Here is a 17230-nt window from a genome sequence, read left to right as displayed (position 1 = left end):
TCGATTGCGCGAACGCTGCCTCGGTCCGGGTGATGAATGCGCGAATCCGATCAGGCGCGACGCGCTATAACCGAAGGTTGATCAGTCGCAAGCGCCCCGCGTAAGGTGGCGGGAAAGGAATGCACGATTGGCCCGGCCCGGTCCGGTGTCCAACAGGCGCGGGGGGGCAACCATGGGCGAACCGATCAGATCCATTACCATCGTGGGCGGCGGCACGGCAGGCTGGCTGACGGCGCTGCTGCTGCAAAGCTATTTCATGCGCACCGAGACCGGTGCTGCGGCCATTTTGATAAGGTTGATCGAATCGCCGAATATTCCCACTGTCGGCGTTGGCGAGGCCACGGTGCCCGGCATGCCACGCACCCTGCGCTCGGCGGGGCTGTCGGAACGGGAGTTCTTCAAGACCTGCAATGCGTCCTTCAAACTGGGGGTGCTTTTTGCCAATTGGAATGTCGATAAGGCGGGCAGGCAGATCGACTATGTGAACCCCTTTGCCAGCCCCGGTGTGACCGATGGTATCGAACATGGCTATTACTACCTGCAATACGGGGCCGATGGTCAGGATTTCACGCAAGTGTTCTGCCCGCATACCGATCTGGCCCGCGCCGGCAAGGGCCCGCGCCCCCTGGGTGAGAAACCCTATACGATGAAAATCGGCCATGCCTATCATCTGGATGCCGGCAAGTTTGCCAATATGGTGCGCGATATCTGTGTCGCGCGTGGCGTGATTCATATCCGCGAGGATGTGGTCGATGTCGAACAGGATGAACGCGGTTATGTCTCGGCGCTGCAACTGGATCAGACCGGGCGCCACCCGGTCGAGCTGGTGATCGATTGCACCGGGTTCAAGGGCGTCATCATCAACGAGGTGATGAAGGAGCCCTTCATCTCCTATTCCAGATATCTGGCCAATGACCGCGCCCTGGCGGTGCAGGTGCCGCATCCCGACCCCACCAGGATCCCCTCGATGACGCGCTCCTACGCGCTTGGGGCCGGCTGGTCCTGGCGGGTGCCATTGTTCAACCGGATCGGAACCGGTTATGTCTATTCCTCGGCCCATCGCACCGATGAACAGGCGCGCGATGAATTTGTCGCCCATCTGGGCGATACCTGGAACGGGGTTGAACCGCGCGTGATTCCGATGCGGATCGGGCGCAATGAAAATGCCTGGGTCAAGAATGTGGTCGCCATTGGCCTGTCGGGCGGCTTCATCGAGCCGCTGGAATCGACCGCCATCCACATGATCGACACGGCGGTGCGCTGGCTGGCCACCTATTTCCCCGACAGCGATTACCCCGAACCGCTGCGCCGCCACTATAACAAACTGGTGGGCAACCTGTATGATGAGGTGCGCGATTTCATCTGCCTGCATTATGCGCTCGGCAATCGCACCGATTCGCAATATTGGATCGACGCGCGCACCGAATTGGAGGTTCCCGACAGTCTGGCCGAGAATCTGGAGGTCTGGCGGCACGCATTGCCCGGAGCCTATGATCTGAAATTCGATTCGCTGTTTTCCTATGGCACATATCAGGCGGTGCTGTTGGGCAAGCGGGTCTATGAGACCGGCTTTGCCGCACCGGGTTTCATGAAGAACCTGCATCTGCGGCAAGACCTGTGGCAGGGGCATCTGCAAAAGGCGCGGGCCACAACCGATATGCTGGTCGCCAGGATGGCCGATCATCACCAGCTGCTGCTTGAACTGCGCGGCGAACAGGTGCCGCCGAAACCGGCGGTGCCGAATTTCGCCATGGCACAGCCCACGGTGGGGATGCCGGGCGGGCCGCTGCCGCGGCTCAAGATCAACCCGACGCCCGCGCCCGCCCCGGTGGCGGCAGCGGCAGATAATGCGGCAGATAATGATGACGACGCAAGCCTGTTGTAAGCGGCAAAGGGGGGCACAAGATGGCCGGAGGATGGGCAAAGGACGGCGCGGTCAGCGAGCAGATCGAGGCGTCGGTTCAGGATGAGCTGGCGCGGATGCAGGCGCGCAAACCCCCGGTGGGCGAAAGCCGGACCGAGTGCGCCGAATGCGAGGAACCGATCCCCGAGGCGCGCCGTATTGCCCTTGCCGGGGTCAAACTATGTATCGACTGTCAGCAAGAGCGTGACGGCGGGTTTCAGGCGCGCGGCTTCAACCGGCGCGGATCGAAGGACAGCCAGTTGAAATAGGGCGCGGGAAAAGGCCTTTGCAAAGGCCTTGCAAGCGGTTTCGAAACCGCTTGGCCGCTCATTGCCGATCCCGCCCGCCCCGAAACCAACGCCAGAGCGGCCGGATATCGAGCGCCGCCACCGCCAGCCCGAGCGGGATCATCCAGAACCCCAGGATCGGCAGAAACCCCAACAGCCCGCCCGCGATCAGCGCCAGCCCCAGCAGCAACCGCAGGCCCGGCGGCACATTGGCCCGGATCCAGACCAACGCCCGCGTGACCTGTCTTCTGGCCTTCACCCAATGAGTTCGAAGATAGGCTCTGGCTTGGTCGATCATCGGGCGGCCCGCCTGTGGCCGGGCAGGCCCTTGCGCATGATCTGCGGTGGCCCGGCGCGCGCCCCGCTATCGCCCAACCCGCCGATCGGATCGTCATGCCGGGTCAGATCGGCGACGCGGCTCGCCTGTGATCTGTCCAGGGGGGCGATGAAAAGCGCGGCTGTGTCAGGTGTGGATTTTTGCCTGTCGGTATCGGTCATGGTTTCCTGGCCGTCATTTCAGGAGGTTGGATTCCAGAGGCCGGGTTCGTCCGGGGCCCGGCACCTTCGCGCGCGAAATTTTCCACTGGACGGTGTCCGGCAACCCTGTTTACCCCTCCATCGCCTCCAATTCATCAATGAAGCCTTCGATCATGGACAGGCCCTTGTCCCAGAAGGCCGGGTCGCTGGCATCAAGGCCGAAGGGTTCCAGCAATTGCTTGTGGTGCTTTGATCCGCCCGCCTTCAGCATCTCGAAATATTTCTCCTGAAAGCCGTCGCCGCCCTCGGCATAGACCGCATAAAGCGCGTTCACCAGCCCGTCGCCAAAGGCATAGGCGTAGACATAGAAGGGTGAATGCACGAAATGCGGGATATAGGCCCAGAAGGTTTCATAGCCCTCCATGAAGTTGAACACCGGGCCCAGGCTTTCGGCCTGCACCGACATCCACAGCGCGTTGATATCGTCGGGGGTCAGTTCGCCCGCTGCGCGGGCGGCATGCAATTTGCATTCGAAATCGTAAAACGCGATCTGGCGCACCACGGTGTTGATCATGTCCTCGACCTTGCCGGCCAGCAGCACCTTGCGTTGCGCGGGCGTCTCGGCCCCGTCGAGCAATTTGCGGAAGGTCAGCATCTCGCCGAAGACGGAAGCCGTTTCGGCCAGGGTGAGCGGGGTCGAGGACAGCAATTCACCTTGCCCCGCCGCCAGCCGCTGATGCACGCCATGGCCAAGCTCATGCGCCAATGTCATCACATCGCGGGGTTTGCCGAGATAGTTCAGCATCACATAAGGATGCACGTCGCTGACCGTGGGATGCGCGAAGGCCCCCGGTGCCTTGCCCTCCTTGACGCCGGCATCGATCCAGCCCCGGTCAAAGAACGGTTCCGCCAGATCGGCCAGGCGCGGGTCAAACCCCCGATAGGCCGCCATCACGGTCTTGCGGGCGTCGGCCCAGGTCACCAGCGCCGGATCCTCCATCGGCAAGGGCGCGTTGCGGTCCCAGACCTCCAGTGTTTCCAGCCCCAGCCATTTCGCCTTGAGCGCGTAATAGCGGTGGCTGAGGCGCGGATAGGCGGCGACGACGGCATTGCGCAAGGCCTCGACCACCTCCGGCTCGACATGGTTGGCCAGATGGCGGCCGGCCTGCGGTGTGGGCAGTTTGCGCCAGCGATCCTCGATCTCTTTTTCCTTGGCCAGCGTGTTATGGACGCGGGCAAACAGGCCGATGCGGTCCTGGAAGGTGGCCGCCAGCGCGCGGGCACCGGCCTCGCGCCGGTCGCGGGCAGGGTCCGTCAGCAGATTGAGCGTGGCCTCGATCGCCATGCTCTCGCCACCCACATCAAAACTCAGCCCCGCAATGGTTTCGTCAAACAGCTTGTTCCAGGCCGCCGCCCCGACCGGCGATTGGTCATGCAGGAATTTCTCCAGCTCATCGGACAGTTGATAAGGCTTCATCGCGCGCATCCGGTCCAGCACCGGGCGATAGCGCGCCAGATCCGCGTTGGCACCCATCAGTGCCTCATAGACATCATCATCAATGCGGTTGAATTCGAGGCTGAAAAACACCAGCGGCGTGGTGGCATTGGTGATCGCCTCCTGCATGTCGGACATGAATTTCCCGCGCGCGGGATCGGTGCTGTGCTGGTAATAGCGCAGCCCGGCAAAGGCCATCAGCCGCCCGGACACCATGTCGATCTTCTCATAGCGCTGGATGCAGGTCGCCATGTCGGATGCCGAAAGGCCCGCCAGCCTGCCCTCGAAATCGGCCGCGAAACCGGCGCATTCGGCCTCCAGCCAGGCCTTGTCGCGGGCGATCTCGGGCGCGTCTTCGCCAGTGTAAAGATCGCTCAGGTCCCATTGCGGCAAATCGCCCAGATCATCGCTGCCTCCGGTGGCGTTGGCATCATGCAACAATTCGGGGCGACCGGGGCGACCGGGGCGGAGATGGAACATCTGGAACAAGCCTCATTTCGAATATCATCAGGCAAGATATGCGGGCTGGTCCGGGCTTTGGCAATGGCCGGCAGGGGCAAAACCCACAGGGGTGGATTTCTGCCTGAACTTTGTTAAATTCGGAACCCGAGATTCCTTCGAGCGGTATGAAACCAGGGTCATGACCCGAATTCAAAAGGGAGCTTGAGAATGAAAAGATTCAGACTGTTTCTGACGCTCGGCCTGGCCAGCGTCATATTGACGGGGTGCGCTTTGTTCGGGGATTCATTTACCCCGGACGTCTCCATCGTCCGGGAGGATGTCCAGACCATAACCTATCTGGGCCTGGATTATCAGATCCAGGACATCACGTATGAAGATAGTGACGGGCAGCGCGAAAGCAGGCGATATGTCATTGTCGACACGCGTCGTATCCCTTGTGGTCGCGCGGATTGTCGGGATGCGCTGATGCGTGCCATCAATGATCAGGATGCCGGATCGGACGATTACTGAGGTCTCACAGCTCGACCGGGTCGGTCACGGCATCGGCCTCCGGTTCGGTCTCGACCTCTGGGTCGGGATCGGCCTCTGGCACGGGATCGACCCGGCGGCGGATGAGGATATCACCATTGGGCAGAATTTCGGGCGCGTGATAGGCTGACATGTCGCTGATCATGCCGTTCAGATCCTGCAACAGCGGGATCATCTGATCTTCGACAAAGGGGCGCATTTCATCCATCAACCCTTCCAGGATCAGCCGTGAGCCTTCGGAGAGCAGCCCCAGACCGTCGCGGATGCCGGGTTCCTCGGCGTCCTGCGCGGCAGCGGGCAGGGCGAGAAGGACAGACAGGGCCAGGGGCAGGATAGGTTTCATAGCCTTGAATATGGGGAAAATTGCGGCGCGTTTCAATCCCGTGGCCCCGGTTCGGCTGAAAGCTGCATGGAAACCGGGAAATGGTCGGACGCTGTCAGCAGCGCCTTGCAAAGCAGATCATCGCGCCAGCAGACCGGGTCATCGAACGGGTGCCAGATGCGCCAATTGGCGGCGCGCGGGCGAATCAGCGGGCAGACCATGAGGTAATCCAGCAGCGCCGAGAGATAGCGGTTTTCTTCGCGCAGAAAGAACCGCGCCGTGGCCGGTTTGGCGGCCAGGCGCGATTGCAGCGCGCGGGTGGCATGGGGGTCGTAGAGCTGCTGGCTCGATGGCAATTCGCTTCCCAGCACGATCTCGACCCCGGATCGCCCGAAAAGCTGCTCGAATTCATCCAGACCCGGCCCATCATTGAGATCACCGGCCAGGATCAACGGGTCGCGCGCCGCCAGATGATGGGCCACGCGTTCGCGCAGCCAGATACATTGGGCCAGCTGTTTGCGCCGGTTGGCAATGGCCAGCCGCATCATTTCATCGCGGTTGCGCGCCCCATGCGGTGCCTTTGATTTCACATGCACGCCGATCATGCGAAACAGGCTGTCGGCGGTCTCGATCTCGGCCTCGAGCGGCGGTTTGGAAAACCGGATCAGGTCTTCGGTGGCATCAATATCGAGATCAATCCGGTAGGTGCTGTCAAAGCGCGGCGCGATGCGCGAGCCTTTCTTGCCGGTTTCCGCGCCAATCGGGTCATGGCGGGCGGCCATCACATCGGGATCGTAGAGCAGCATGATCTCCTGCTGCGTGTCATTCTCGAAGCCGACCAGCACCTTGCGGGCGCGGATCCCGGCGAAGGCCGCGAAATTCTCCAGCGCCTGCGCCCCGTCGCGGTGGCGTGAGATGTCGGGGGCCTCGATCACCATCACCGCATCGGCATCGAGCGCCTGAAACACCTGCGCCAGAGCCGCAATCTGCTGGCTGCGCGTTACGTCCTGACGGCCCGACCAGCGGTCATCATCGAGCAGCGCACCCTCATCATCGAACAGGTTGGCGAACCATTCGACATTATAGGTGACGATGCGCATCGGCCCGTTACCCGCCATGATGGGACTGAATTTCCTCCCAGGCCCGGTTGATCGCAATCAGCCGGGTCTGGGCCAGTTTCACCGCCTCCTGCGGCACGCCGCGCGCCATCATCCGGTCGGGGTGGGTTTCGCGCACCAGATCACGCCAGGCCTTGCGGATATCGGCCAGTGCCATGGTGCTGTCGACGCCCAGAACGGTGTAGGGATCGGGGGCCGCATCGGGCACGTTGCGCGCCCGCAGGGCGGCAAATTCACGCGGTGACATCCCGAAGATTTCGGCCACGCGTTCCAGAAACAGGTTCTCATTCGGGTGATAGGTGCCATCGGCCACGGCGATATGGAACAACCCATCCATGAGATCGGACAGCACGGCGCTGTCGGCCTCGAACATGGTGGCGATCTTGCGGGCGTAATCCTCGAACCCCGCGACATCCTCACGCGCCAGGTTGAAGACCCGGGCGGCGGATTTCTCACCGGCCTGCGGGATGGCGAAGACTTCGCGGAAGGCGGTGACCTCGTTGCGTGTGACCTGCCCGTCGGCCTTGGCCATCTTGGCCCCCAGCGCGATCACCGCAATGGCAAATCCGACCCGAAGCTCCGGCGGCTTGCGCAGCGTGTCGAACATGGTGCCAAGCCCCTCGCCAGAGGCAAGGGCAGACAGGGCTTCGGTGATCCGGGTCCAAAGTGACATGGGGAAGCTTTTACCCGGATCGCGCGGGAATGTCAGAGGAATTTCTGTATCAGCACCAGATCATGCCAGCGCCCGAATTTGCGCCCGACCTGGGCCAGGCGGGCGGTTTGGCTGTCGCCAGGTGCGGTGTGAAAGCCGATGGCGGCGGGGATCACAGCGTGACGGTTCCGGCTGGCGTGGAAAAGGTTGCGGTGATCCGTGGCGCGGGGCCGGGCGCGATATGCAGGCGGGTGTCGGTGATGAGGGGGGCCAGGGCGGCGCGGAGCGCTTCTGCCGCCGGATGGGTCAGGGTCAGGCCGGTCAGGCGGATATCCTGATCGGCCAGGCGCGGCGCGGGATGGGCGCTGCCCTGCCATTCGATCAGCGCCGGAAAGCAGCCATCGAAGGGCAGTTTGCCATTGGCGGGAATAGCCATGCGCCAGCGGAAATCCCCGCGCGCAAGATCGCGGATAGTGCCCGACCCTTCCGGGGCCATGGCCAGCGCTGCGGCCAGATCGGGGGCGCGGCAGATCCAGTTGGTGATGCGTGGCGGCCCGGAGAAACCATCCAGATCGAACCAGCGCGGCTGATCGGGGCCGGGGGCACCCGGGTTGATGGCGATGACCTCAAGATATTGCGCGCGCCCAAGTGACAGCAGCCGGTTATGCGTGCCCATATGGGGGTGTTCACCAATGGGTGACAGATCGACGCCCAAAGCCGCCTCGACATGGGCGGTGCCGGCCTCCAGACCCTCACAGGCGATGGCGATATGATCGAGCGTCAGCATGGGCGGCGGCCTTTCGAAAATGTGCAGTCAGGTGATGAAACCCTCTTGGCAAATCGGGCGCAAGGGGATCAACCTCGCCGCCATGGATATGACCGGGAAAAAAGCCGCCCTGCGCCAGGCCGCCCTTGCCGCGCGCAGCATCGATTTCGGCACCGGGCTGGACGGAGCCGCGCAGGCGCGTTTGCTGGACCGGATCGGGCCGCTGCGGGGGGCGGTGATCGCGGGCTATATGCCGATGCGCACCGAGATCGACCCGCTGCCGGTGATGACGGAACTGGCGGCTGCGAACCGGATCTGCGTGCCGGTGATTGCGGGCAAGGGACTGCCGCTGCGGTTTCAGCAATGGCATCCCGGCTGCGCGATGATCGACGGGCCGTTCGGTGCCAAGGTGCCTGAGGCCGGCGATTGGCTGGAACCGGAGCTGCTGATCGTGCCGCTGGTGGCCTTCGATGCCGATTGCAACAGGTTGGGCTATGGCGGCGGGTTTTATGACCGCACGCTGCAACGGTTGCGCGCCCGGCACCCCACCCGCGCCATCGGATTTGCCTATGATGCGCAAGAGATCTCCGGGCTGCTGGTGGAACCCACCGATCAGGTGCTGGACGCCGTGGTCACGCCGACCCGCGTGATCGGGCCCTTGCCGCCACGCGCGCAAACGCCTAATCGGGATATATGAGACTTCTTTTTCTGGGCGATGTGATGGGCCGGGCCGGCCGCAGCGCAATCTGCGAGACGCTGCCGCGATTGCGCGCCGACTGGCGGCTGGATTTCGTGGTGGTGAATGGCGAAAACGCCTCCTCCGGGCTTGGCTTGTCACAGGCGCATGCGCAACTGCTGTTGCAGGCTGGCATTGATTGCCTGACGCTTGGCGATCATGCCTTTGATCAACGCGACATGCTGCAATTCATCGACAAGGAGCCGCGCATCCTGCGGCCGCTGAACTACGCCAAATCCGCCCCCGGGCGCGGCGCGCAACTGTTTACGGCACCGGGCGGGCGCAAGGTTCTGGTGGCGCAGGCCCTGGGGCAGGTGTTCATGAAACGCCCGTTTTCAGACCCGTTTTCCGCCCTTGAGGGCGTGTTGCGCAGCCATCCTCTGGGTGGTCTGGCGCAGGCCACGATCATCGACATCCATTGCGAGGCGACATCCGAGAAGATGGCCCTGGGCCATTTTTGCGACGGCCGCGCCAGCCTTGTGGTGGGCACCCATACGCATGTGCCGACCGCCGATACGCAGATCCTGCCCGGCGGCACCGCCTATCAAAGTGATGCCGGCATGTGCGGCGATTATGACAGCGTGATCGGCATGGAAAAGGATGAACCCCTGCGCCGCTTCATCACCGGCATGCCGAAGGACAGGTTCACGCCCGCGCGCGGGCCCGCGACGCTGTCGGGTGTGTATGTCGAGACCGATGACAAGACCGGCAAGGCGATCTCGGTTTCGCCGGTTCGCATCGGTGGGCGGTTGCAGCAGACTATGCCCGTGTTGTAGGGGCAGACCCGTTGATCCTGCGCCTTGTCAGGGAAAAACCTGTCAAACCAGTGGTGCCGGGTTCATGGGGCCGGAGCCCGGGCGGTGGTGTGGGATAAGCGGCACCGCCAGGTCTTTCTCATCGCTCAGGTGGCGGGCGAGAAAGGCTTCGATCACCTTTGTCACGCCGACCAGCCGCCCGGCCAGATCCGGCGCATCGCGGTCGCGGTTCAGGCCGCTTCAACGCCTTTCCCCAACACCTGCAAAACGAATGCCGCTCAGATAGGACATCTCACGTTTCCAGGTCGAAAGATCCCTGGTTTGGAAATCCGACAGGCTGGAATGGCCGCAAGCGCGCGCGAGGGTTTGCATGAGTTCCACGCTGGCACCGAAATAGCGGGCGAGCCGTTCGGCACCGGTCTGCACATTCAGACGCTGGCGCAGCTCCGGCTTCTGAGTGGCAATACCGACGGGGCAATTATTGGTGTCGCACATCCGTGCCGCGATGCATCCAACCGCCTGCATGGCTGAGTTTGAAACGGCAACGGCGTCGGCACCGAGGGCCATCGCTTTGGCAAAATCCTCGGCCACGCGCAGCCCGCCGGTGATGACCAGCGTCACCTCACGCCCCGTCCTTGCGTCCAGATGCGCCCGGGCCCGGGCCAGTGCCGGGATTGTCGGCACTGAGATGTGATCGCGGAAGATGAGCGGTGCCGCCCCGGTGCCGCCGCCGCGGCCATCGAGGATGATGTAATCGGCACCGGCCTCAAGCGCGAAATCGATATCATCCTCGATGTGATTGGCCGAGAGCTTGAAACCGATCGGAATTCCGCCTGACCGCTCTCGCACCTCATCGGCAAATCTGGCAAAATCAGCCGGTGTTTTGAGATCGGTGAAGGTTGCCGGAGAGATTGCCGACTGTCCCGGCTCCAGCCCACGCACCTTGGCGATCTTGCCCTGCACTTTCTCGCCGGGCAGATGCCCGCCGGTGCCGGTCTTGGCCCCTTGGCCGCCCTTGAAATGGAACGCCTGCACTTTTTCTGTCAGGTCCGGCCGCCAGCCGAACCCGGCCGAGGCAAGCTCGTAGAAATAGCGGGAATTTTCGGCCTGCTCCTCGGGCAGCATCCCGCCTTCGCCGGAGCAGATGCCGGTGCCCGCCATTTCCGCGCCGCGCGCCAACGCCGTCTTGGCCTCTTCTGACAGCGCGCCATAGCTCATGTCGGAGACAAAAAGCGGGATGTCGAGCCGCAAGGGCTTTGCCGCGCGGGGACCAATCACGACCGCGCTATCAACACCGACATCATCCAAGAGCGGCTTGCGGGCCATCTGTGCGGGAAGAAACTGGATCTCGTCCCAGTGTGGCAGATCCTTTCGCGGCACGCCCATCGCACCCATTTCGCCGTGGTGGCCGAGCCTGGACAGCCCATCGCGCGCCAGTTCATGGATGCGCGCGACGGTCGGTTCCTCTGGCGTGGGCGTGGCTTGGGGTATCTTGCGCTGCGGCGCGGGGGCGGCATCGCCTAACTGCAGGTCCTCCAATCGGGTATGGCTGCCGTCGCAGAAGGGTGCGGTCGCACTGGCCTTGCACTGGCAGAGCATCCTTGAGCCCGACGCCTCGGCCACGAAGCTGAGCGGTGTTATCCCCGTCCCCTTGTGGCTGCCGTCGCAGAACGGCTGGTTTTGCGAATGGCCACAGCGGCACCAGTGGTATTTCTTGCCTTCTTCCAGCTCTACACGGGCGGGTGCCTTGGCGGCAATGATAGGGACAGAGTCACGCATGTTTCAATCCAGTTTTGAACGGTCATGCGGCAAGCTATAGTTCATCTCGGGGCCGCGCGATACGATCCGGTTCGGCTTTGCCGTCTTGTGGCCGGCGCGATCGTCGAGGGCCCGCTATCGGTCAGCGTGCCGCGGGAATTCGGGATCGCCATTCTCGATCCCGTGCTTGTCGCATTCAAGGCCCGCTACCCCGAGATCCAGCTCACCGTCGATTTCGACGACCGCGCCGTGGATCTGGTCCGGGAGAACTACGATCTGGCCATTCGGATCACCGGCGAACCCGATGCCAGCCTTGACGCGGAGAAAATTGGCACTTTCTGCCACGCCCTCCATGGTGCCCGGACTATCTGTCGGGGCGGCCGGAGGTGACATCCCTTTGTGATCTGCATGATCACCCGATCTTGCACTTCGGACCCGCCCGCCGGGCCTATGGGATTTCCTGTCATCCGCGGGAAAGCCGGATCGCTTCGCGTTTGCGCCATTTCTCAATTCAAATAGCGGTTTGTTCCTGCTGAATGCCGTGAAGGCCGGTCAGGGCATTGCCCGGCCGCCGGATTTCATAGTGCGGGATGCTGTCGCGAATGGTGATCTCGTGCCCGTTCTCGAACAGATCTCGGTGCCGGAGCTGGGGATCTATAGCGCGTCGCGCCTGATCGGATTCGAGCATTCATCGGCCGGACCGAGGCAGCGTTCGCGCAATCGAATGCGTTCGGGCCGGCCGGTGAATTCGATTTGGCGCGACGCGCTCTATGTCATTCGCGCCGAGGGCCGTCGCCTGAACCGCATGATGCGGCTGTTCGCTGATGAAATGAAACAGATTTTCCTGCTCCGCCAACGGGGCTGACAAAGGTGCCATGTGGCTGAACCAAGCGCCAATCGCGGGTTTTTCGCCAGCCGAAAGGTGCCGGGAGGGCAGATTCCTTTTATCGCTGCCTTTTCAAAGCGGCCTTTGGAATCCTGATCCCAACTGTGCCGGCGGGGCTTTTCCTGGTTCAGCCGCGACCGAAACGGGCGCTTGCGGAAGGGTCGGCCCCCGGCCCATGATGGGCCTGCATCCCAAGGGGCATTTGCGACCATGTTAGCTGACCTTCTTTCGCCTGGCGCGCAGTCGATCCTGACCCTTGCCGTGGTTGGCGCGATGTTCGTGCTGTTCATCCGCGAAACCTATCCGACGGAAGTGGTGGCCATTGCCGGGGTGGCGGTGTTGCTGGCGGCGGGGCTGTTGCCCTATGAGGCCGCGCTTGGCGTGTTGTCGAACCCCGCGCCCTGGACCATCGCCGCGATGTTCATCACCATGGGGGCCTTGGTGCGCACCGGTGCCTTGGCGCAGTTTACCGCCATTGCCGAGGCGCAGGCGAAAACCCGGCCCAAACGGGCGCTGGCGGCATTGCTGGGATTTGTCGTGCTGGCCTCGGCCTTCATGTCGAACACGCCGGTGGTGGTGGTCATGATCCCGGTCTTCGTGCAGATCGCCCGCGCGCTTGGGCGGCCCGCGTCACGGCTGCTGATCCCGCTCAGCTATGGCGCGATCATGGGCGGCACGCTGACCTTGATCGGCACCTCGACCAATCTGCTGGTCGATGGTGTGGCGCGCGCCAATGGCATGGAACCGTTCACCATTTTCGAGATCACGCCGGTGGGCATCGTGGTGGTGATCTGGGGGATGATCTATCTTGCGTTTTTTGGCCCGCGCCTGCTGCCGGATCGCGATTCGATGGCCGATATGCTGTCAGGGCGCAAGCGGATGAAATTTTTCACCGAGGTGGTCGTGCCCGAGGACAGCGCCTTTATCGGGCGCAATGTGACCGAGGTGGATCTGTTTCGCCGTGACGGCGTGCGCCTGATCGACGTGCTGCGCGGCGACGCATCGCTGCGCCGGAACATGGGCCAGATCGTGCTGCAGGCCCGTGACCGGGTTGTGTTGCGCACCGATATGGCCGAGGTTCTGGGCCTGCAACAGAGCAAGCAATTGCGCACCGTCGACAAGCTGAGCTCGGTTCAGACCACCACTGTCGAGGTGCTGATCACGCCGGGCTGCAAGATGGTGGGCCGGTCCCTGGGGGCGCTGCGCCTGCGCCGCCGCTATGGGGTCTATCCGCTGGCGGTGCATCGGCGGAACCAGAATATCGGCCGGCAGTTGGATGAGCTGATCGTGCGGGTCGGTGATACTTTGCTGATCGAGGGCGACCCGGCCGATATCCGGCGTCTGGCCGCCGATATGGATCTGGTCGATGTCAGCCAACCCACGGAACGGGCCTATCGCCGTGGCCATGCGCCGATCGCCTTTGCGGCCATGGCGGGTATCGTGGTTCTGGCCGCGCTTGGCATGGTGCCGATATTTCTGGCCGCGGTGCTGGCGGTGGCGCTGGTTCTGGTCACCCGCTGCATTGATGCGGAGGAGGCGTTTTCCTTTATCGACGGGCGGCTTCTGGCGCTGATCTTCTCGATGCTGGCCATCGGGGCCGCGCTGGAGGCCACCGGGGCCGTTGCCTTGATTGTGGATGGGCTGGCCCCATGGTTGACCGGGCTGCACCCGTTCTTTCTGGTCTGGGCGATCTATCTGATCACCTCGGTCCTGACCGAACTGGTGTCGAACAATGCCGTGGCGGTGGTGGTGACGCCGGTGGCCATCGGTCTGGGCACTGCCATCGGGGTCGATCCGCGGCCACTGGTTGTTGCGGTGATGATTGCCGCCTCGGCCAGTTTCGCCACGCCGATCGGATATCAGACCAACATGCTGGTCTACGGCCCGGGCGGCTACCGTTTTACCGATTTCATGAAAATTGGCATTCCGCTCAATCTGAGCCTAGGATTGGTGGTAAGCCTCGTCATCCCGCTGCTTTGGCCGCTGTGATCCCCGGAAAAGGACCTCTCCCATGCGTCACTTGTTTCTTCTGCCCGTCCTGGTGGTCGCTGCCTGCGGCTTTGCGCAAGCGCCGCGCCCTGCCGAGGTGATGCTGACGCAGAACAGCCTGTCGGTGCGGATGGGCAATGGTGAGACCTGTCAGGGCCCGCGCCCGGCGGGGGTCAGCGGCGGCTGGTCGGGCCGTTTGCAGGGCTGTTCGGCGGCCTATGATTACCATATCGCGATGGAGCCCGGCACCAACCCGCTGCGGATGGCGTTTGACGAGATCCGGGGGGCCGTGGGGCTGCAAGGCACGGCGGTGCCGATAGCCACCATCACGATCAGCGATGGCACCGGGCGCGATTATGTCTATGCCACGCCGGAACGCCGGATGCGGTAGGGGCAGGAACCTCGGTTCAAAGCGGCCAGAACAGCAATATGGCCGGGATCGAGACCGCCACCACAATGATCTCGAGCGGCAGGCCCATGCGCCAGTAATCGCCAAACCCATAGCCGCCGGGGCCAAGAACCAGCGTGTTGTTCTTGTGCCCGATCGGGGTCAGGAACGCGGCCGATGCGGAGATTGCGACGGCCATCAGGAACGGGTCGGGATTGACGCCCAATGTGGTGGCCATCTGGATGCCGACGGGGGCCGCAACGATCGTGGTTGCGGTGTTGTTCAGCACATCCGACAGCGTCATGGTCACCACCATCAGCACGCTCAGCACGACCCAGGGCGGCATGCCTTGCGTCAGGCTCACCAGGGCACCGGCGATCAACTGGGTGCCGCCGGAGGCATCCAGCGCCGCGCCAAGCGGGATCATCGAGCCAAGCAGCACCACGACCGGCCATTCGATATGGTCATAGATCTCGGCCAGCGGCAGGATCCTGGCCAGCACATAGCCGATCACCACCAGACCAAGCGCGATGGGCAGATAGAGCAGCCCGAGCGAGGCCGCCAGCACCGCCGCCCCGAACAGCCCGATGGCGGCCCAGGTCTTGCTGTCCTGGGTCACCGCCAGACCGCGCCCGGCCAGCGCCAGCCCGCCGACCCAGTCGATCACATCATCGGTGGCGTCCGTCGGTGTCAGCAACAGCAGGATATCGCCCGGCTCGATCACCGTCTGGCGCAGGCGTTTGGTGATGCGCTGGCCGCGCCGGGCGATGCCCATCAGCACCGTGCGTTTGCGCCAGGAAAGCCCAATCGCCTGCGCCGTGCGCCCGGCAATGCGGCTGCTGTCGCGCACGACCACCTCGGTCAGGGTCACGCCTTCGCCGACCACATCGCTGATGGCGTGGCCTTCGGGCATGAAATCAAGTTTGGTGGCGGTGCGAAATTCGTCCAGCGCGTCGGGTGCGGCCTCCAGCACCAGAATATCGCCGGCCCGCAATTGCAGATTGCGCCCGGTGCCAAAGCGGCGTTTGCCATCCCGGATCAGGCCCAGAATGGCGACATCGGCCTTTTCGGCCGGCTCCATCAGATCGCGCAGGCGCTGACCGACCAGCCTGTTATCCTCGGGCAGGGTCAGTTCGGCAATATAGGGGGCCAGTTCGCTGAGCGGATCGGTGCCAACGCCGGAATCGCGCTTGGGGATCAGCCGCCAGCCAAACAGCGCCACAAATGCCAGACCGGCAATCGCGGCGGTGCCGCCCACGGGCGCGAAATCGAACATGGAAAACGGCGCGCCGAGCGATTCCTCGCGGATCGCGGCGATGATGATATTGGGCGGTGTCCCGATCAGCGTGACCATGCCGCCCAGGATGGTGGCAAAAGACAGCGGCATCAGCGACAGGCCGGGTGAGCGGCCCGCCTTGCGCGCGGTGGCGATATCGACGGGCATCAAAAGCGCCAGCGCCGCGACGTTGTTCATGAAGGCCGACAACACGCCGCCCACGCCGCCCATGATGGCGATATGGGCACCCAGTGACCTTGTGCTGTCGACCAGGGTTCGGGTGATCAGGAACACGGCCCCCGACCGGACCAGACCCGCCGACACGATCAGCACCAGCGCCACCACCAGGGTGGCGGGGTGGCCGAACCCGGAAAACGCATCCGCGACCGGCACCACACCCAGAACCACCCCCGCCATCAGCGCCCCGAAGGCGACAAGATCATAGCGAAACCGGCCCCAGAGAAGCAGGCCGAAGAACCCGCCAAAAAGCGCAAACAGGATGATCTGATCACTGGTCATGGTGCCGTTCTAACCCGGCCTGACCGGGGCGTCACGGGGGGTATCAGATGAATTCTGCCGTCGGGCCTGGGCGCGCATTGGCCACGGCCAGCGCATCCGACAGCGCGATCGATCTGTCAAACAGCGCCCGCCCGATGGTGGCCCCGGAAATATGCGGCACATATTTCAGCCGCGCGATATCATCCAGCGACCGCGACAGCCCGCGCGCGATCACCGGCGCGCGCGCGCCATCGGCCAGTTGCGAGACCAGCGCCAGCGAGCCATCGCTATCGGCAATATCGGCGTCGATATCGGTGATGATGAACGCGGCCAGCGGATCTTCGGCGAAGGCGGCAATGAAATCGGCCGGGGTGATCGCGGCGGTCGAGCGCCAGCCATCGCTCATCAATCCGCCCTGATACACATCGACAGAAACGACGATCTGATCGGGATAAAGCCTGGCAGCCTGTTTCACCAGGTCGGGGTTTTGCACGGCAAGCGAGCTGACAGCGATCCGCCCGGCACCATTGTCGATCCATTTGGCGATGCTGTCCAAGGTGCGAAAGCCGCCGCCAAGCTGCACCGGAATGCCGGAATGGCGGATGATCTCCTGGACGATCTCCTGGCTGCCATCATCGCCGACGACCCAGTCGAAATCGGTCAGGTGCAGCCATTCGGCACCGTCCTCGGCAAAGCCGTGCGCCTTGGCGACCGGATCGACATGCCAGATCTGCGGCTCTTCCAACCGGCCGCGATGCAGGCTGACGCAGCGGCCCTGCTGCAATTCGATGGTGGGATAGATCATCATGGTGGCACCCTCCGGTTTCCTGAGCAGCATCATTACCCGAATCGCGCCTGCGCGGGTAATCTGAAAACGGCACGGGCACGCCGTTCCGCGGCGTGAAGCGCCACCTTGCGCCGGTCGCGCGCGATG

General features: G+C 63.4%; 19 protein-coding genes and 1 pseudogene. 9 read left to right on the top strand and 11 right to left on the bottom strand.

The genetic code is table 11. The annotated features are described in order from the left end of the window. The first annotated feature begins 172 nt into the window (after window positions 1-172). Both ACW8PS_RS01740 and ACW8PS_RS01735 read left to right on the top strand, forming a co-directional pair. Entirely contained in the window at window positions 173-1885 is a 1713-nt protein-coding gene (locus ACW8PS_RS01740; RefSeq protein WP_491525526.1) for a tryptophan halogenase family protein, read from the top strand. Between the two features lie 20 nt (window positions 1886-1905). After that, window positions 1906-2172 carry a DksA/TraR family C4-type zinc finger protein gene (locus ACW8PS_RS01735; protein WP_491525525.1) on the top strand — a complete coding sequence of 89 codons (267 nt, stop codon included), beginning with the start codon at window positions 1906-1908 and terminating at the stop codon, window positions 2170-2172. 58 nt (window positions 2173-2230) lie between these two features. Here the strand turns inward: ACW8PS_RS01735 and ACW8PS_RS01730 are convergent, their stop codons facing one another. The 3 genes from ACW8PS_RS01730 to ACW8PS_RS01720 all read right to left on the bottom strand — a co-directional run bounded on the left by ACW8PS_RS01730 (window position 2231) and on the right by ACW8PS_RS01720 (window position 4642). Continuing rightward, complete coding sequence (locus tag ACW8PS_RS01730) at window positions 2231-2488, bottom strand: hypothetical protein (RefSeq protein WP_491525524.1); 258 nt, start codon at window positions 2486-2488, stop codon at window positions 2231-2233. Beyond that, window positions 2485-2688 carry a hypothetical protein gene (locus ACW8PS_RS01725; RefSeq protein ID WP_491525523.1) on the bottom strand — a complete coding sequence of 68 codons (204 nt, stop codon included), beginning with the start codon at window positions 2686-2688 and terminating at the stop codon, window positions 2485-2487. The genes ACW8PS_RS01730 and ACW8PS_RS01725 overlap by 4 nt, the downstream gene beginning before the upstream one ends. Window positions 2689-2797: 109 nt before the next feature. Then, window positions 2798-4642, bottom strand: a complete 1845-nt coding sequence (locus tag ACW8PS_RS01720; protein ID WP_491525522.1) for a M3 family oligoendopeptidase — start codon at window positions 4640-4642, stop codon at window positions 2798-2800. A 189-nt stretch (window positions 4643-4831) separates the two neighbouring features. Here ACW8PS_RS01720 and ACW8PS_RS01715 point away from each other — a divergent pair, with 189 nt between their 5' ends. Further along, on the top strand, window positions 4832-5134 hold the full coding sequence (locus ACW8PS_RS01715) for a lipoprotein (protein WP_491525521.1): 303 nt from the start codon (window positions 4832-4834) through the stop codon (window positions 5132-5134). Between the two features lie 4 nt (window positions 5135-5138). Here ACW8PS_RS01715 and ACW8PS_RS01710 read toward each other — a convergent pair whose 3' ends face one another. The 5 genes from ACW8PS_RS01710 to ACW8PS_RS01690 are packed head-to-tail and all read right to left on the bottom strand — an operon-like array spanning window position 5139 to window position 8031. Next, window positions 5139-5495, bottom strand: a complete 357-nt coding sequence (locus ACW8PS_RS01710) for a hypothetical protein (protein WP_491525520.1) — start codon at window positions 5493-5495, stop codon at window positions 5139-5141. Window positions 5496-5527: 32 nt separating this feature from the next. Then, a complete protein-coding gene (locus tag ACW8PS_RS01705) occupies window positions 5528-6574 on the bottom strand; it encodes an endonuclease/exonuclease/phosphatase family protein (protein WP_491525549.1) in 1047 nt (348 codons plus the stop codon). 7 nt (window positions 6575-6581) lie between these two features. Beyond that, window positions 6582-7265, bottom strand: a complete 684-nt coding sequence (locus ACW8PS_RS01700; RefSeq protein WP_491525519.1) for a TerB family tellurite resistance protein — start codon at window positions 7263-7265, stop codon at window positions 6582-6584. 32 nt (window positions 7266-7297) lie between these two features. Next, window positions 7298-7420 carry a hypothetical protein gene (locus tag ACW8PS_RS01695; protein ID WP_491525518.1) on the bottom strand — a complete coding sequence of 41 codons (123 nt, stop codon included), beginning with the start codon at window positions 7418-7420 and terminating at the stop codon, window positions 7298-7300. After that, entirely contained in the window at window positions 7417-8031 is a 615-nt protein-coding gene (locus tag ACW8PS_RS01690) for a VOC family protein (protein WP_491525517.1), read from the bottom strand. The genes ACW8PS_RS01695 and ACW8PS_RS01690 overlap by 4 nt, the downstream gene beginning before the upstream one ends. An 82-nt stretch (window positions 8032-8113) precedes the next feature. Between ACW8PS_RS01690 and ACW8PS_RS01685 the strand changes: the two genes are divergently transcribed. Together ACW8PS_RS01685 and ACW8PS_RS01680 are read left to right on the top strand one after the other, a co-directional pair. Beyond that, entirely contained in the window at window positions 8114-8707 is a 594-nt protein-coding gene (locus ACW8PS_RS01685; RefSeq protein WP_491525548.1) for a 5-formyltetrahydrofolate cyclo-ligase, read from the top strand. After that, window positions 8704-9522 (top strand): TIGR00282 family metallophosphoesterase, encoded by an 819-nt coding sequence (locus ACW8PS_RS01680; RefSeq protein ID WP_491525516.1) that lies wholly within the window; start codon window positions 8704-8706, stop codon window positions 9520-9522. The genes ACW8PS_RS01685 and ACW8PS_RS01680 overlap by 4 nt, the downstream gene beginning before the upstream one ends. Window positions 9523-9741: 219 nt before the next feature. Here the strand turns inward: ACW8PS_RS01680 and ACW8PS_RS01675 are convergent, their stop codons facing one another. Next, window positions 9742-11280: a glutamate synthase-related protein gene (locus ACW8PS_RS01675; RefSeq protein WP_491525515.1), complete on the bottom strand. Its 1539-nt coding sequence runs from the start codon at window positions 11278-11280 to the stop codon at window positions 9742-9744. A gap of 24 nt (window positions 11281-11304) precedes the next feature. Here ACW8PS_RS01675 and ACW8PS_RS01670 point away from each other — a divergent pair, with 24 nt between their 5' ends. The 4 genes and pseudogenes from ACW8PS_RS01670 (at window position 11305) to ACW8PS_RS01655 (ending at window position 14525) form a co-directional block, all read left to right on the top strand. Beyond that, complete coding sequence (locus ACW8PS_RS01670) at window positions 11305-11649, top strand: LysR substrate-binding domain-containing protein (RefSeq protein ID WP_491525514.1); 345 nt, start codon at window positions 11305-11307, stop codon at window positions 11647-11649. Window positions 11650-11692: 43 nt separating this feature from the next. Next, a pseudogene (locus tag ACW8PS_RS01665) lies at window positions 11693-12124 on the top strand (LysR substrate-binding domain-containing protein); the annotation flags it as partial. 231 nt (window positions 12125-12355) lie between these two features. After that, on the top strand, window positions 12356-14134 hold the full coding sequence (locus tag ACW8PS_RS01660; RefSeq protein ID WP_491525513.1) for an SLC13 family permease: 1779 nt from the start codon (window positions 12356-12358) through the stop codon (window positions 14132-14134). A gap of 22 nt (window positions 14135-14156) precedes the next feature. Further along, window positions 14157-14525 (top strand): hypothetical protein, encoded by a 369-nt coding sequence (locus tag ACW8PS_RS01655; RefSeq protein WP_491525512.1) that lies wholly within the window; start codon window positions 14157-14159, stop codon window positions 14523-14525. Between the two features lie 16 nt (window positions 14526-14541). Here ACW8PS_RS01655 and ACW8PS_RS01650 read toward each other — a convergent pair whose 3' ends face one another. Both ACW8PS_RS01650 and ACW8PS_RS01645 read right to left on the bottom strand, forming a co-directional pair. Then, on the bottom strand, window positions 14542-16317 hold the full coding sequence (locus ACW8PS_RS01650; protein WP_491525511.1) for an SLC13 family permease: 1776 nt from the start codon (window positions 16315-16317) through the stop codon (window positions 14542-14544). A 43-nt stretch (window positions 16318-16360) separates the two neighbouring features. Further along, complete coding sequence (locus ACW8PS_RS01645) at window positions 16361-17104, bottom strand: 1-(5-phosphoribosyl)-5-[(5-phosphoribosylamino)methylideneamino]imidazole-4-carboxamide isomerase (RefSeq protein ID WP_491525547.1); 744 nt, start codon at window positions 17102-17104, stop codon at window positions 16361-16363. Window positions 17105-17230 lie beyond the last annotated feature (126 nt).

It is taken from the genome of Alterinioella sp. (assembly GCF_058343375.1).
The sequence above is the reverse complement of the archived record's forward strand: the minus strand, read 5'-3'. Positions and strand labels throughout refer to the sequence as shown.

What these genes read in the sequence shown, in the direction of transcription:
- ACW8PS_RS01740 (WP_491525526.1), top strand. Translation starts at nt 173, where the DNA reads ATGGGCGAACCGATCAGATCCATTACCATCGTGGGCGGCGGCACGGCA.
- ACW8PS_RS01735 (WP_491525525.1), top strand. Translation starts at nt 1,906, where the DNA reads ATGGCCGGAGGATGGGCAAAGGACGGCGCGGTCAGCGAGCAGATCGAG.
- ACW8PS_RS01730 (WP_491525524.1), bottom strand. Translation starts at nt 2,488, where the DNA reads ATGATCGACCAAGCCAGAGCCTATCTTCGAACTCATTGGGTGAAGGCC.
- ACW8PS_RS01725 (WP_491525523.1), bottom strand. Translation starts at nt 2,688, where the DNA reads ATGACCGATACCGACAGGCAAAAATCCACACCTGACACAGCCGCGCTT.
- ACW8PS_RS01720 (WP_491525522.1), bottom strand. Translation starts at nt 4,642, where the DNA reads ATGTTCCATCTCCGCCCCGGTCGCCCCGGTCGCCCCGAATTGTTGCAT.
- ACW8PS_RS01715 (WP_491525521.1), top strand. Translation starts at nt 4,832, where the DNA reads ATGAAAAGATTCAGACTGTTTCTGACGCTCGGCCTGGCCAGCGTCATA.
- ACW8PS_RS01710 (WP_491525520.1), bottom strand. Translation starts at nt 5,495, where the DNA reads ATGAAACCTATCCTGCCCCTGGCCCTGTCTGTCCTTCTCGCCCTGCCC.
- ACW8PS_RS01705 (WP_491525549.1), bottom strand. Translation starts at nt 6,574, where the DNA reads ATGCGCATCGTCACCTATAATGTCGAATGGTTCGCCAACCTGTTCGAT.
- ACW8PS_RS01700 (WP_491525519.1), bottom strand. Translation starts at nt 7,265, where the DNA reads ATGTCACTTTGGACCCGGATCACCGAAGCCCTGTCTGCCCTTGCCTCT.
- ACW8PS_RS01690 (WP_491525517.1), bottom strand. Translation starts at nt 8,031, where the DNA reads ATGCTGACGCTCGATCATATCGCCATCGCCTGTGAGGGTCTGGAGGCC.
- ACW8PS_RS01685 (WP_491525548.1), top strand. Translation starts at nt 8,114, where the DNA reads ATGGATATGACCGGGAAAAAAGCCGCCCTGCGCCAGGCCGCCCTTGCC.
- ACW8PS_RS01680 (WP_491525516.1), top strand. Translation starts at nt 8,704, where the DNA reads ATGAGACTTCTTTTTCTGGGCGATGTGATGGGCCGGGCCGGCCGCAGC.
- ACW8PS_RS01675 (WP_491525515.1), bottom strand. Translation starts at nt 11,280, where the DNA reads ATGCGTGACTCTGTCCCTATCATTGCCGCCAAGGCACCCGCCCGTGTA.
- ACW8PS_RS01670 (WP_491525514.1), top strand. Translation starts at nt 11,305, where the DNA reads ATGCGGCAAGCTATAGTTCATCTCGGGGCCGCGCGATACGATCCGGTT.
- ACW8PS_RS01660 (WP_491525513.1), top strand. Translation starts at nt 12,356, where the DNA reads ATGTTAGCTGACCTTCTTTCGCCTGGCGCGCAGTCGATCCTGACCCTT.
- ACW8PS_RS01655 (WP_491525512.1), top strand. Translation starts at nt 14,157, where the DNA reads ATGCGTCACTTGTTTCTTCTGCCCGTCCTGGTGGTCGCTGCCTGCGGC.
- ACW8PS_RS01650 (WP_491525511.1), bottom strand. Translation starts at nt 16,317, where the DNA reads ATGACCAGTGATCAGATCATCCTGTTTGCGCTTTTTGGCGGGTTCTTC.
- ACW8PS_RS01645 (WP_491525547.1), bottom strand. Translation starts at nt 17,104, where the DNA reads ATGATGATCTATCCCACCATCGAATTGCAGCAGGGCCGCTGCGTCAGC.